The 14244-nt window shown below is 36.5% G+C and carries 19 protein-coding genes; 12 read left to right on the top strand and 7 right to left on the bottom strand.

Features of this window, described 5'->3' with window-relative positions; genetic code table 11:
• The 4 genes from WQ54_RS35660 to WQ54_RS17115 all read right to left on the bottom strand — a co-directional run.
• The coding region (locus tag WQ54_RS35660) for an IS3 family transposase (protein ID WP_156178001.1) at positions 1 to 142 on the bottom strand (142 nt) is incomplete at its 3' end.
• 89 nt (positions 143 to 231) lie between these two features.
• Positions 232 to 741 carry a helix-turn-helix domain-containing protein gene (locus WQ54_RS17125; protein WP_046585807.1) on the bottom strand — a complete coding sequence of 170 codons (510 nt, stop codon included), beginning with the start codon at positions 739 to 741 and terminating at the stop codon, positions 232 to 234.
• Between the two features lie 131 nt (positions 742 to 872).
• Positions 873 to 1718, bottom strand: coding sequence for a mechanosensitive ion channel family protein (locus WQ54_RS17120; protein WP_046585804.1), 846 nt, complete (start codon positions 1716 to 1718; stop codon positions 873 to 875).
• A 417-nt stretch (positions 1719 to 2135) separates the two neighbouring features.
• Positions 2136 to 2546: a MerR family transcriptional regulator gene (locus WQ54_RS17115; RefSeq protein ID WP_046585802.1), complete on the bottom strand. Its 411-nt coding sequence runs from the start codon at positions 2544 to 2546 to the stop codon at positions 2136 to 2138.
• Positions 2547 to 2656: 110 nt separating this feature from the next.
• On the opposite strand from WQ54_RS17115, the gene WQ54_RS17110 reads away from it, so the two are divergent.
• From WQ54_RS17110 to WQ54_RS17085, 6 genes are all read left to right on the top strand, one after another.
• Positions 2657 to 3421 (top strand): SDR family oxidoreductase, encoded by a 765-nt coding sequence (locus tag WQ54_RS17110; RefSeq protein WP_046585800.1) that lies wholly within the window; start codon positions 2657 to 2659, stop codon positions 3419 to 3421.
• A 285-nt stretch (positions 3422 to 3706) separates the two neighbouring features.
• Entirely contained in the window at positions 3707 to 4141 is a 435-nt protein-coding gene (locus tag WQ54_RS17105; protein WP_046585798.1) for a MerR family transcriptional regulator, read from the top strand.
• A gap of 438 nt (positions 4142 to 4579) precedes the next feature.
• Entirely contained in the window at positions 4580 to 5275 is a 696-nt protein-coding gene (gene vanR, locus WQ54_RS17100) for a vancomycin resistance response regulator transcription factor, VanR-F/VanR-M family (protein WP_046585797.1), read from the top strand.
• Positions 5268 to 6413: a sensor histidine kinase KdpD gene (locus WQ54_RS17095; protein WP_046585795.1), complete on the top strand. Its 1146-nt coding sequence runs from the start codon at positions 5268 to 5270 to the stop codon at positions 6411 to 6413. Before vanR ends, WQ54_RS17095 begins: the two co-directional genes overlap by 8 nt.
• A gap of 72 nt (positions 6414 to 6485) precedes the next feature.
• Positions 6486 to 7364, top strand: coding sequence for a VanY-A/VanY-F/VanY-M family D-Ala-D-Ala carboxypeptidase (gene vanY, locus WQ54_RS17090; protein ID WP_046585793.1), 879 nt, complete (start codon positions 6486 to 6488; stop codon positions 7362 to 7364).
• Positions 7365 to 7819: 455 nt separating this feature from the next.
• Positions 7820 to 8707 (top strand): phosphotransferase enzyme family protein, encoded by an 888-nt coding sequence (locus tag WQ54_RS17085; RefSeq protein WP_046585792.1) that lies wholly within the window; start codon positions 7820 to 7822, stop codon positions 8705 to 8707.
• Positions 8708 to 9034: 327 nt separating this feature from the next.
• Here the strand turns inward: WQ54_RS17085 and WQ54_RS17075 are convergent, their stop codons facing one another.
• Positions 9035 to 9241: a transporter gene (locus WQ54_RS17075; RefSeq protein ID WP_231597556.1), complete on the bottom strand. Its 207-nt coding sequence runs from the start codon at positions 9239 to 9241 to the stop codon at positions 9035 to 9037.
• A 288-nt stretch (positions 9242 to 9529) separates the two neighbouring features.
• On the opposite strand from WQ54_RS17075, the gene WQ54_RS17070 reads away from it, so the two are divergent.
• A complete protein-coding gene (locus tag WQ54_RS17070; protein WP_052737849.1) occupies positions 9530 to 10015 on the top strand; it encodes a hypothetical protein in 486 nt (161 codons plus the stop codon).
• A 213-nt stretch (positions 10016 to 10228) separates the two neighbouring features.
• Positions 10229 to 10648, top strand: a complete 420-nt coding sequence (locus WQ54_RS17065) for a hypothetical protein (RefSeq protein WP_046585787.1) — start codon at positions 10229 to 10231, stop codon at positions 10646 to 10648.
• A gap of 144 nt (positions 10649 to 10792) precedes the next feature.
• On the opposite strand, the gene WQ54_RS17060 is transcribed toward WQ54_RS17065, so the two are convergent.
• Entirely contained in the window at positions 10793 to 11164 is a 372-nt protein-coding gene (locus WQ54_RS17060) for a helix-hairpin-helix domain-containing protein (RefSeq protein WP_331435132.1), read from the bottom strand.
• Positions 11165 to 11580: 416 nt separating this feature from the next.
• Between WQ54_RS17060 and WQ54_RS17055 the strand changes: the two genes are divergently transcribed.
• Together WQ54_RS17055 and WQ54_RS17050 are read left to right on the top strand one after the other, a co-directional pair.
• Complete coding sequence (locus WQ54_RS17055) at positions 11581 to 12060, top strand: GyrI-like domain-containing protein (protein WP_046585782.1); 480 nt, start codon at positions 11581 to 11583, stop codon at positions 12058 to 12060.
• A gap of 168 nt (positions 12061 to 12228) precedes the next feature.
• Positions 12229 to 12702 (top strand): SRPBCC family protein, encoded by a 474-nt coding sequence (locus tag WQ54_RS17050; RefSeq protein ID WP_046585779.1) that lies wholly within the window; start codon positions 12229 to 12231, stop codon positions 12700 to 12702.
• Between the two features lie 133 nt (positions 12703 to 12835).
• Here WQ54_RS17050 and WQ54_RS17045 read toward each other — a convergent pair whose 3' ends face one another.
• Positions 12836 to 13039, bottom strand: coding sequence for a hypothetical protein (locus WQ54_RS17045; RefSeq protein ID WP_046585776.1), 204 nt, complete (start codon positions 13037 to 13039; stop codon positions 12836 to 12838).
• 296 nt (positions 13040 to 13335) lie between these two features.
• Here WQ54_RS17045 and WQ54_RS33725 point away from each other — a divergent pair, with 296 nt between their 5' ends.
• Positions 13336 to 13479, top strand: coding sequence for a hypothetical protein (locus WQ54_RS33725; protein ID WP_156178000.1), 144 nt, complete (start codon positions 13336 to 13338; stop codon positions 13477 to 13479).
• Positions 13480 to 13671: 192 nt separating this feature from the next.
• A complete protein-coding gene (locus WQ54_RS17040) occupies positions 13672 to 14193 on the top strand; it encodes an IS3 family transposase (protein ID WP_046585775.1) in 522 nt (173 codons plus the stop codon).
• Positions 14194 to 14244: the final 51 nt, after the last annotated feature.

Here is a 14244-nt window from a genome sequence, read left to right as displayed (position 1 = left end):
TGAGGACAGTCTTCGGATCATGATTTAAACCTTTCTTATCAAGCTCTTTTTTTATGTTACGATGTCCATAACGACCTTTATGTTGGTGATATATCTCTTGTATTGCCTCTTTAACCTCAGCGTATTTATCAGGGCGGTCCATGTGTTTTGTCCAATAATAATACGTACTTCTTTTAATCCCTGCTACCTTGGTCAGCTCAGCGACTTTATAGTCATTCCTTAGTTCAAAAATTACTTGCGCTTTGATTTTTGTTGTAATTTTTTCTGTTCCTGAACTAAGGCATTCAACTTTTTTAGATATGCGTTCTCCATTCGTAAACGTTCGACTTCTTGGATAAGGGATTCATTTGTTTCGTTGGTTAAATCGTTCTTCTTTCTATCTTTTGTCATGGGAGGTCGCACCTTCTTTTTTGGTAAGAGGGCTTCCGCTCCTTCTGTATCAACAGCTCTCCTCCAAGCACTGATGGTTGAGGGGTCGGGAATTTTAAACTTCACCGCTGTATCATTAAGAGATGCCCAATTATCATCCATATATTTGAGTACCTTCATTTTAAACGCAGCAGAGTAATTTGTGTAACTTTTTCTTAAGGAATCTTCTCCATATTCAACATAAAGATTTACCCACTTTTGTATTGACTTATGATGAGTACCTAGCTTATTAGCAATATCACGATATGAAAGAGATCCTTTTTCATACTCTTTTACTGCCCATAACTTGTCCTCGAATGTGAATTTAGCCATATAAAAAACTGCACCTCCATTGTTAGTTTTGTGTCTAACAATTTTGGTGCAGTTCAACTATGGCGAGTTTCTGCTTTTTTGATAAAGGTTCCTATATTTCAGAGCTGAACTAGGCTTCGATGTACACTTTACTATGAAACTTGAGGATCACAAGCCTTGTTGGTTTCCAATCCTCCGCTATCTGCCATCATCAAGTCGTTGTTGTAGGCAGCCATCGCCAGTTCATATCTCACTTTTTTGCCTGCTGCCACGAAATCGGCTTCATTCACAAGACCTGATAATGAATACTGGTGACCCCTGTAATCCACGTTTAGTTCGGTGATGTGGTTGAACTTGAAACTCTCCAAGGGAACGCCGTTCACATCCTTCAACAAGTATTCATGGTATTTCTCATTGCATGTTTTTGCCACTTCCTCTAACACCTTGAAAGCATCGTCCGGATTTTGTTTATAGTTAAGGACAAGGCTTTCGTTCACCCGGCGCATTCCCTTGTTCCCGTTTTGAAGTTCCGTGATGTTGCTATAGGATACAGTATAGAGGTATCCATCATACTGACGGATCTTCAGATGGCGCATGCTGATTTCCTCAATTTTTCCCTGACGGTTTCCATTGATAATGACATAATCCCCGTGATGAATCTGGCGCTCAAACAAGTAGGTCAGACCCATAATGTAATCGCGGATAATATGCTGGAGGATCAATGCCAAGGCACTTGCCAACACGACTGAACCAGTGACAAGCTTTGTCAGATCATAGAAATGGCTAAACACATAAATAAAGAAGATCACCAGTGCCAAAACCTTTGTCACCTGGTTGGAGAAATGCATCAATGTCTCTTCCCGCTTTTCATCCAAGATGCTCGTTTTGTCAAAGAAAAGCTTGATGGATTTACGGATCAAATAGGTCGTGAGTATAATCAGCAGTGCCGCCGTTAAAATTCTTACGGGCAACTGTTGGAACAGTTCAAAGAAAAACATTCTATCAACTCCCACTTTTTTTCACTATATCAAAGGAATGCGGGTAAGGAGAAAAAACTTCCTTTCCCAACAAACTTTAACGATATCATGGTTCCATAAAAAAAAGAATCCCTCTCATTCTTTTGGAGGAACAATTATATGGCTAAATAATATGTTTTCCGCTGATGAATGATAAAAGAAATAGAGATAAAGGGTAAATGAGAGAATTGAACCTAGTAAAAAATATGAAAGTTTATACTGATAGAAACGAAACTGTCAATGCTCCCTAAATAAATGGTTTTGTTTTTCCGTTCTTGGGCAAATTTAAGAAGAGAAAATTCAATTCCATCTAGGGATAAAGTATAGAATGGGTATATACATGATTATTGCGGATATAGCAGAACATCCAGTTATGATAATAGGACCATGTAAGGACCTTTAATGATCAGATGACGTTGCTGTTTTATCCAAAAGCTCATCCATTTTACGGGCCTGATCAGGATCTTCGTAGAACGCGATTTTTGAATCGATGAGCTCAAGGTTTTTCTTTAAATCCTCAACCTGCTTTAAGACTTGTTTACGATGAGCGGTAAGCATTTCCTTCCGTTCGTCAATCGTTTGTGTACCCTGCTTGCACCAATCAGCATACTGCTTAATTTCCTTGATTGACATTCCCGTATCCTTTAGACAGCAAATCATGGTTACCCAATTGAGATCCGTTTCAGTGAAAACTCGATTGCCAGATTTGTCCCTCTCGATAAAGGGCATTAATCCCTCATTATCATAGTAACGCAGCGTGTGGATGGATAGACCGAATTTGTTCGCGACTTCCTTAATGGTATAATTCACTTTTTCTCTTCCCCCTTGACCTAAAGTTAACTCGAGGCATTATACTCACTATAGACCACAAATAACAAGTTATCAAGTGGTTAACTTTTATATACAAAGGGGACATATTTATGAATTCAAATCAAAAAATTGCAATTGTAACTGGGGGAAGCAGAGGGCTAGGCAGAAATTCAGCTATCGAACTATCACGTAAAGGAATTGATGTCATCGTCACGTATCTTACTCGAAAAGAAGATGCGGAAGAGGTCGTAAAGATAATTGAAGGAAACGGCCAAAAAGCCGCCGCATTGCAACTGGATACTGGTGACGTATCTATGTTTGAAGATTTTGTATTCCGGCTGTCCAACGTGCTGAAAGAAAAATGGAATCGAGAGCAATTCGATATTTTGGTTAACAATGCAGGATACGGGGTACACGCTTCTGTTGCAGACACAACAGAGGAACAATTTGACAGTATAATGAACGTGCAGTTCAAAGGTGTATTTTTCCTAACACAGAAGTTGATTACCCGTATTGCTGACAATGGAAGGATCGTCAATATTTCAACAGGCTTGACTCGTTTTGTGATAGAGGGGTTCGGAGCTTATGCTGCGATGAAAGGTGCGATTGAAATCTTAACGAAATACATGGCTAAAGAATGGGGATCAAGAGGCATTCGGGTAAACGTGGTTGCCCCCGGAGCGATCGCAACGGATTTCGGCGGAGGCGCAGTAAGGGACAATCGTGAAATGAGAGATTTTATTGGTTCACAAATTGCTCTGGGTAGGGTTGGAGAATCAGAAGATATCGGCGGTGTTGTCGCGTCCTTGTGTACGGATGAGATGGGCTGGGTGAATGGGACGCGCCTTGAAGCATCAGGCGGACAGCTGCTTTGATCCCAGTTTGAAATAAATATTATCCGGCAATGCGTTAGCATTGTCGGGATTTTTTTCACGCTGTATAATTAATAAATCTTCTTCTAAACGGGAAATTACTTTAATAACGAGCTTCAAGAATCTGTCGCTTTACTTCTCTAAGAAGTAAAGCCTTTTTCTATTGTGCTGACGTTGCAGGATAATTGAAAATGAATTCCATATTTAACTTATGAATTTGGTATACTTGATAAAAAAAACTAGAAGAAAAATGATGAAATAAAAGCTAATAAAAGGAGTGTGTTTATAATGGTAGGAGTCGAAATTGATCTAGTTGTTACAGATAGTTTAAAAGCATTGAAATTATATGAAAAGATATTTGAAATCAAACGTGTTGAGGTTTCAGATTTACCAAAAGGTCAAAATGAAGTGGTTTTTACCCTTTACGGCGTACGATTTCACATGTTGGATGAAAATCCAGAATTTCAATTGATAGCACCAACCCAAGATGACCCTAAAACAATTTGGTTTAACGTCTCTGTCCCTGATATCAAGGAAACATATACAAAGGCAATGAGTTTGGAGTGCACAGAGATACAACCGGTTACTGAGCTACCTGATTACGGAGTGTCAAATGCAATATTTATGGACTCTTTTGGTTATGTATGGATGCTGCACCAAATCCATAAAGTAGTGAGTCATGAAGAGCGTTTACAACTTTGGGAGGAAAAAAGGGATAATTAATATTGAGAGTATTAAATAATCATAAAATAAAATAATATCTCAAAATTCGTCCTTCAACGAACGGACGCAAGAGTTGAAAAAACGTAAATGCCACTACAATGGTGGTTTTTGTCTTAGAAGCAAGCATACGTGACAAATTTATATTTTGGGAAGGGATATAACATATAAGTAGGCTTCCATCAACAAAAAGGATGGATTGTTAAGTCTATCAGTACCTTTTCTCTTTAAATGCATTGAATCAAACATGTTTATTGGTTTAAATTTTAGAGTAGGAACTTTTATTAAGAATTATATAGAAACTATAAATTTCCATTATCTAACTACAATCGTTAGATCTGGTCTGCTAAGAGGTTTCCAAATTAATAACATGAAAAAACGTCTAATGTACGATCAAACAGATAAAAACTTACAAATGTAATTTATATAGGAGTGGACAAATTGAAACGTTTATCGATTTTAGTTGCTGATGATGAAGAGGAAATTGCTGAGCTGATTGCCATCCATTTAGAAAAAGAGGGGTACCATGTCATTAAGGTATTTGATGGTCAAGAAGCTCTTAATGTTATTCAAACGCAACTAGTTGATTTGCTGATCTTGGATATTATGATGCCGAAAATCGATGGATATGAAGTAACGCGCCTCATTCGCGAACAATATAATTTGCCTATCATTTTTTTAAGTGCTAAAACATCTGACTTTGATAAAGTCCACGGACTGGTGATTGGAGCCGATGATTATATGACAAAACCATTTACCCCGATTGAATTGGTGGCCCGTGTAAATGCGCAGCTTCGGCGCTTTATGAAGTTAAATCAATCCAAGATAAATAGTAAATCGGGTTTAGAGTTTGGCGGTTTGGTGATATCCCCTGAAGAGCGGACCGTTGTTTTATACGGTAAAACCATCGAGCTTACGCCGAAGGAGTTTGATATTTTGTATTTACTTGCGAGTCATCCGAAGAAGGTTTATAGTGTGGAAAATATTTTTCAGCATGTGTGGGGAGAAGCATACTTTGAAAGCGGCAATACTGTCATGGTACATATTCGTACGTTGAGGAAAAAACTTGAAGAAGGCAAACAGAACCACAAATGGATTAAAACCGTGTGGGGTGTAGGGTATTCCTTCAATGGTTAAAATGATACACAGCTTTCGTGCAAAGATGGTGCTATTATTTGGTTTAAGTATGATTTATTCTGGGATTATAACGTTTATCCTCTTTAAATCACTCCAATTCTATTATCACTCGAATGCCCAGTATGGTGACCGACTGGAATATTATCGGAAAATGATGAAGCAAATTGGCGACATTAACGTCTTTTTACTACTATTTATCCCGCTTTCGTTCATATTCTTTTACTTACTCACGAAGCGATATTCCAGCTATTTTAATGAGATTTCAATCGGAATCCATTATCTATCTCGGGGAGACTTTTCACATCAAATTCACATCAAGTCAAATGATGAATTTCGAGATATTGCCCATGATATTAATTTGGCAAGCGAAAAATTGAAACAAGCTGTAGAAAGAGGAGATTTTTCGGAAAGCAGCAAGGATCAGTTGGTCGTCAATTTGGCACATGATTTACGGACACCACTAACCTCTGTTTTGGGCTATTTGGATTTGGTCCTAAAAGAAGAGAATTTGAAGCAAGAACAGGTTAAACATTTTTTAACGATTGCTTTTACCAAATCTCAGCGTTTAGAACGACTTATAGATGAATTATTCGAAATAACGAGAATGAACTATGGAAAGCTGCCCGTGAATAAAAAGCAAATTAACTTAACTGACCTGCTCCATCAATTAACAGAAGAGTTGTTCCCGCTTTTCGAGAAAAACCATTTAATGGCCCGAATGGACATTCCTCCTCATTTACCTATTGTTGGTGACGGAGAGTTGTTGGCTCGAGTGTTTGAAAATCTTCTGACGAATGCCAATCGCTATGGATATGAGGGCCAGTTCGTGGATATTAAAGGATCTATAGATGCTGATGAAGTCGTCGTACAGGTGGTGAATTACGGCGATCAAATTCCCGAAAATGAACTGCCGCATCTCTTTGATATGTTTTATACCGGGGATAAGGCAAGAACCCATCGAAATGATAGCACAGGTCTTGGCTTATTTATTGCGAAGAATATTGTGGAACAGCATAATGGAACGATTACAGCAGAAAGCAGTGTAATTCAAACGGTATTTGAAGTTCGATTGCCTCAGCAGCAACAGGAGCCATCGACTAATGGTCAAGACCAGCCAAATGATTTAAGAAAAATTTAATATTTACCCTACATTTTATTTAAATAGTTTTTCCTAATCTATTAGCAAATAAAGATTTTGGAGGAACTAAACATGAAGAAGTGGGGTTTTTTATTAATTTTGGTAGGATTCATAGGCTTAGCAGACGTAAATAACGTACCGTTTTTTCAAGACCGAATAAAGATTCAACAATATGAGCAATACGATATGGCTCCTTCGGAGGAAAGAGGTTCTTCGGAAACGATTGAAAATATAGAAATCACAAAAGAACAAATTTATCAAGGTTCACTACTCTTGGTCAACAAAGAGTTTCCTGTTCAACAAGAAAGTATAAGAAGAGATGTCGTCAATTTAGCTGAGCACAATGAATTGATAAGGGGATACTCTTTGAACGATAACGGAATCCTTTTGTCAGAAGAGGTGGCTCAAAAATTTTCGGAAATGGTCGCTGGAGCTGAAAAGGAAGGGATTTATCATTTCTCAATAAATAGCGGCTTCCGCGACTTGGCTGAACAAAGTGCACTATTTCAAGAATTGGGAGCTGACTATGCCTTGCCGGCAGGCTATAGCGAACACAATTTAGGTCTATCGCTTGATGTTGGATCTACGAAAATGAAAATGAATGAAGCACCCGAAGGAAAGTGGATCGAACAAAATGCATGGAAATATGGGTTTATTTTACGCTATCCAAAGGATAAAGTGGATATTACTGGCATTCAGTATGAACCATGGCATATCCGATATGTCGGTTTGCCCCACAGCGCGATTATGCAGGAAAAGCATTTCACATTAGAAGAATATTTGGACTACGTAAAAGAAGAACCGAACATTTCTGCCAGTGTCGAGGGGGAAAAATATACGATATCGTATTACCCCATTTCAAAAGCAACGACCATTACAGTACCAAAGAATGTCCATTATGAGATTTCAGGCAACAATATAGATGGAGTAATCCTAACCGTTCAAGAATGATGACACTAGGTTAGGAGAGATTAATGCAATTATCAGACTAAACGTGCCAAATTTCTTATTAAAAGCTTTTGTTAATTTGTACAAAAATATATGGAAAATGAAAAAGTGGTACTCATGGGCGGCTGTAATGGCTGCTCTTTTTAATGAATTCATATAAGGTCCTTTATTGATTCGCTTATTTGACGAATGAAGCAGGACTGTTAAAGAAGGAAAAGAATCATCTCACATGGAATAACATTGTAGGTATTCATTTAAATTGAAGAGGGGTAGAATTACAGCGCAATTGATCGTTATTTTTCCTTGGGGTGATTTGAATGTATGAAGTTAAAATAAGAGAGTTGTTACGAGAAGATTATTTAATAGCTGTGGAATGAATAGAATTTATATCCCATAGCGCAAAAATCGTATATAAAATATGTTCAACAGCAAAGGAAGAATATATATTTGATATTTATTTGAAGAAGGAAAATGAAGATAGCACAGCAAACTCGGAGGATGATAAGTATTTTTCGCATGAAGCCATTGCTTCAGAAATCAGAATTCTGCATTTGTTTAACGAAAATTACCCTGAGCTACAAACACCAGTCCCGATTAAAGATAAAAACGGCCGGCTGCATACCTCCATGATTTTGAATGGCAAGAGTGTTCTATGCTTGTTAAGAAAATATATACCAGGAAATGAGCTGGTTAAACAATCAGTTGCTTATATGAAACAAGCCTATCGCGCAGGTTTGGCTGCTGCAAAGCTGCATAATTGTTCGAATCAATATTTAGCAGGCGAATATAGCAATCGACCTGCTCACAGACAAGAGTATGTACAAAATGTTATTCATACAATAGAGCAAGGCATTCATGTTGGCACCATTACTCAAGCTCAATTTGAAATCGTCAAACAATCATTAGAATTTGTCATGACGAGAATGGACGAAATGGATAAAAGACCAGATTATTTAGGAATTGTACATACGGATTTGCGTGATGCAAACTTTTTATCTGAAGGGGAAAATGTGATTCCGATTGACTTCGGACGCTGTGTTTACGGCTACCTGCTGTATGATTTAGGTGAAATGTGCGCCCATATGTCGGGTGATGACGGCTTGGCAGCGCTTGAAATTGTAAAAGGATATCATTCCCTGCGGAAACTTTCACACTATGATATTGTTACGATTGAAGCGTTTAAAATGTTATTTATCTTAAGTGTAGTTGCTGAGCAGATACTTCAAAAGGATAATGTTTATGTATACAACACATTGAAAAGGCTTACCGAAATCGATCTAGTTTGTTTATTGTCAGGTAAACCAGTCATTCAAGAAATTAGAAGTGTTTTAACAAACGGTCATTAGTGGAACAGGGTTTAATGCTGTTATAAAAAACTTTGGTATAAAAGGGATTAACCACATAGGAGAACACGGAAGTTTCCCATACATATGTTTTTTCTATTTAATAAGAATTCAATAATTATTAAACATTTGAATCACAGATTAGTCAGTAAAACAACTAAATTATGGACATTGATCCTGTCAGGCAGCATAAATGACATCTACCTGAAAATGACGAAGGAAAAGCCTTGTGGTTTTATTGATCAAAAGGCTTTTTGGATATTAGTAAAGGGTAGGAGTTGGGTAACAGGCAACCGCATCTATTAATCTTGGCTCAATTCCGTAGAATTGCTAGAAAGAACCGTTCCATCTATATCCTGATACTTCACCATATTCGACACGAGTTGGATAAAACCAGAATTGGTTCCCATTAATAAGCCATACATAAGTGTTTTGATATACACAATCAACAATATAAGATACAGAAGGTTTTGGCGGTATGAAAGGCGGGGGAGGGGATTGCGGTACCATTGTCCCTTGCCTCGGGAAATATCCCATATGATTTCACTCCTTTTAGCTGGGCTTCAACATTATATGTTGGGAAAAGTTAAAGGTTTATTAACGAAAACGAAAGAATGTGCAGTAATACATTTAAAGCGTATTAAGGTAGGGGCGTTTTTTTATTAAAGTAACGATGGAGGCAAGTTGAATCAGGAAATAGATAATTTCGTACCGAATGAAGTAAATCAGGTTATGAAAAGTTGGTGGGGATATGTCAGATAGAAAATTTGAATTACTAAAAGCATTTCCGTCAACTTTAGAAGAAGATGCGATGGTGTTTTACGTATGATTAATCAAATAAACAAATTGGACTTTTCACACTGTTTTGAGGTTGACTTTTGTAGAAGTTTGCTTAGTATTCCTGAACGAATTTACTTTAATGTACCTTCTACATCACAAATAATTTCCTTAACAGAACAGCAGCAAGTAATATTAGCTGTTTTATTTACAAGGCATCACAATGGATTGATTAGGGAAGAAAATTTATCGAAAATCATTCAACGAAGCAATGAGTATCATTGGATTATTCCTTATATAATTCGTATAATGGGTGAATATGTAATCGAAATTTTACAGGTGATTAAATCCAATTTGGATAAAGTGAATAAAAAGAAAATAAAAGAATTCATTATTGATAATCCAATATTTTATCATAAAATCGAGAGTCGAGTAGTGAGTTACTGGAATTGCTACTATCGGAATGAGTATCCAAAAAAAGAGGAATATGTTGGAATTGAAATTTTAAACTATTTTCGGTCCTTATCAAACTAAAAGCACTTGAGTTGAAGATGGAGGGGTGCTGCGGCAACCTTTTACATATTTAAGGTTGAATATATAGGTTTGTGAATAACTCTACTTTAACAAACGGGTGGCGGTGCTTTACTTAGCATCGTTTTTTATTGCTAAAAAGAGAAATTTGTATAAATGCACTGAATAGAAACATATCAATTATATTTACGTCTAACCATTTAAGGAGGCGATTAATTGAATAAAGTAACATTAATCTTTATATCACTAGTTTTCTTATTGACTGCTTGCCAACCAACAAATTCCAATATAATGACATTGGAAGAATTACTAACTTCTTTTAAAGAACATCATTTGCAGCTTAAAGAAAGTAAAGTTAGTGATCATAATATTTTTGGAATGAAACTAAATGGAGGCAGACCTTCATCTTATGAATTGGACGGGAAACTGTTATTGGTTTTTATTTATGATTCACCTAAAGCACGAGAAAAGGGTCTAGAGGATTTTCATCATAAAACAGCAGCTGCAAATCTCGTTGCCTATAATCTTTATGAAGCTAATAATGTATTACTCTTTTATGTTCACGAACGTGACTTAAGTTTGGAAGTAGAAGTTGATGATAAAATTCAAAAAGCCGTAAGGAAATTGGTTAATTAGTTGTTAATCTAACGGGTGAAAGAGCTAAAAAGGAGACCGCTGTGGAGCGATCTTGTTGTCTCTCTATAATCCGTATTTCCTGATGCTATCCCTTACATAAAGAGTGAACAAATAAACCCTCATCACACTTGTCAAAAAACAGGATCATTTTTTCACTTCATGCCAAGCTAACTTAGGTCTGTCCATTGGATATCCATATTCTTGACGATATCTTTTGCGCTCTTTAGTAAAATCAAACCAACTTTTTTCGCTATCGGGATGTTTGGCATAATGCACAATACATCTTAAAGAATCTTCCACACAAGGGTCATCCCAATATCCATAAAGTGCTTCTAAGCGATTTATTAAATCAGCCCCATTTTCGTTTTGGATCTCTTGAAGAGAATAATAACCTAGGTCAATGACTCGTTGAGCGACTTTGGGTCCGATAGAAGGTACCATTTGGAATTGAGCAAGTACATGGAGGTATTTAGTTCGTTCAACTGAAGTTTGTAAACACTTGGATAAATGTGAAATATCTATACCGGGAATCTCTTTTAATTTTATTTTACACTTTTTTAATTGTACTTTTTCATTCTCTGTTAATGGAAGTTTGGGAGAAGAAATTTTTATATGATTTCACCTACTTTTCAGATTATCAGGATTACAGCCCTGCCATTATTATAGCCGTTAACCCCCACGTTTTCATCACCAAAGCCCAGACGGTTAAGCATAAATTTTTTATATACACATCAAATAAGGGCTACTGAAACAGCTTTTTTTTCTTGGAAATTAAGATTGTGAAGGTTCAAACTGGAGGATAGCTATTCCTATTTAAGTAACGGTGCAGGTAAAGAAGAAAGGACGTGTCGGACATTAACGAAAGGAGTTTAGCAATAAATGAAGAATTCTATATCCGTAGCAAGATAACGACTGTGATAGGAGTGTGAAAGATGAAAATGAATCAAGTGGAAATATTGGAAAGAGATGAATTGAAGCTGGTAGGATTTTCAGTAAATGACAGTCTTAATCATATAATGAACAATCGAACTGTGGGAAAGTTACGTGAGGAATTATTTGATAGAAAATATGAAGTTGCTAACAGGAAAGGCGAGGGGATCTATTTAATTCAAATCTATCCTGATTGCCAATGGACTCCTGATGTTCCGTACACACATATTGTTGCGGCTGAAGTAACGTCTTATGGTGATCTTCCCAAAGGTATGATAAAACATTCAGTACCTGCAGGGCGTTTTGCAAAATTTGTCCATAAAGGTCCAGAATCTGAAATCGGCGACACATATGATGTCATAAATGAGTATTCTCTAAGAAAATTTGATATTGAATATTGGAAGGATATCTATGCACTCGAAAGTCCAAATAGTCAAATTGAAATATATATACCTGTTAAACAAGATAAAAATAGGACTTAATGTAAAGTCTTAAAAATACTTCAGGTTATTTCAAGTAAGCAGCTTATTGAAATCATGCATTTTTTATTTGCTATGTTTGAGAAAAAAAGTAAAAAACTTACAGCTTATTTAATTCTGATTACATAGGATATAGGTTCAACAAGTCAATTTCAGTTTGGAGGGATGGATATGAACCAAAACAACGCAACAAACAAAATCGCAACACAGGTAGGTGATCGCGAGATTGTGATCATCCGCGTATTTAATGCTCCACGAGATCTTGTGTTTGCTGCTTGGACGAAAGAGGAGCAGTTGTCGAAGTGGTGGGGACCACGAGGTTTTACATCGACTTTTCAGAAGTTTGATCTGAAACCGGGCGGTACATGGCAGTTTATCATGCACGGCCCTGATGGCGTTGATTATCCCAATACCAACGTCTTTGTCGAAATCGTTAATTTCGAGAGAATCGTCTTCAAACATGCTGTGTTTCCCCATTTTCTGGCGACAGCAACTTTTGAGGATCTGGTTGGTAAGACCAAACTCACGTATAGAACATTTTTTGAAGAAAGCGCCGCCGTCTTCGATAAGGTGAAAACTTATGCCGTCCCAGGTGCTGAACAGACGATGGATCGTCTTGAGGAGCATCTGGCAAGTTTGACTTAAAAGGAAGAGACCAGGCTGCTATTGATGCTCCCAATAACAGCTCGCTGAATGAAATCGTATTAAAATCTTATATGAGAGTCTAAAAGACACATATTAAATAAGTGTCTTTTTTCTTTAACCTGGGATTTGGTGATTATCTTGTAAAAAGAGAAAACATATTACCTGAATGATCCCCAAGTCTTTTTGAAACGAATAAAGAAATTAACCCAAGAATAAGTAAAGAAGCTCCGATATAAAGTGAGCTTATTTCAATAAAGGCTAATAAAAATAAATAAAAACTAAAGGTTAAAAATAACCACCCCGCAATAAACAAGATGTTTGAATATACTTTACGCATAGGGATTCAACCTTTCTGTTAAATTAATAGTAAATTTTATTTTACCTATTAATCTATAAAATGGGAAGTACTTCCAACGCTAAATGTGTATATAGGTCTGCATCAATGGATCTAAAAATGAAAAGCTGTGAAAAACAGAGATAAAAGGCTTTACAATTAGATAACCCGCTTCTTTATACGTTTTCATATCGATTGTTCCCGTTTACATAAGAGTTGTTTGCGTTTTCGGTGACTTTGCCCAAATAATGCCAACCATGACATAATTAGAACAACAAGTCACAAGGGGGAAAACCAAAATGGCAAAAATGAGCACATTCGTCACTAGTTCTGAAGGAAACAAATTGACAAAAATAGCTTTATTTATCGCTAATGCTAAGGAATCTTACTTAAAAGCAATGGATAGCTATGGAAATGCAATCATAAAAGTAAAAGCTAAGTAAAAGGATGATTCCCATTGAAAATATACATCCAATTTCAAAGTGATCCGCCAGCCGATTCTCAAAGATGATAAAGAGAATCGGTTTTTTTGTGTATAAAAACTTTTGATACAGGGAGAAATTAAAAAGCTAAGTGCCAACTTTGATCTGCCTCGTAAATGTTAGACACCAAACTAACATTTACGGGGTGTTTTAATGGCCAAATTTACAACGGAAGAAAAAATTCAAATTGTATTAAGGTATTTAAAAAGAAATGAAAGTATTAATAAAGTTGCGGAAGAAGTTAATGTTAGTCCTCCTATCTTAAGTGGATGGATACGCCTTTATGAACAATTTGGTTTAGAAGCATTTATTAAATCCTATACAAGTTATTCTGTAGAGTTTAAACTAAATGTACTCAAGTTTATGAAAGACACGGGTATATCCTCTTATGACGCAGCTGCCATTTTCAATATTTCTTCACCAGGCTTGATCCGAAACTGGCGCAAGTTATTTGAGACTGGAGGAATTGATGCCCTACATCCAAAGAAAAAGGGGCGATCATCCATGAAAAAAGAAACAAAAACTAATGTTAAAAAACAATTACCAGTTGAAGGATCGCTTGAGGCTCTACAGGCTGAAAATGAGCGTTTACGTATGGAGAACGCCTACTTAAAAAAGTTGAACGCTTTAGTTCAAGCACAGGAAAAATTACAAACAAAGTCAAAGCGCAAGTAATTTTTGAGCTAAAGAATGAATTTGATATCGTGGAATTAGTTAAAGTCGCTG

It is taken from the genome of Bacillus sp. SA1-12 (assembly GCF_000981385.1).
Lineage (GTDB): Bacteria > Bacillota > Bacilli > Bacillales > Bacillaceae > Metabacillus.
The sequence above is the reverse complement of the archived record's forward strand: the minus strand, read 5'-3'. Positions and strand labels throughout refer to the sequence as shown.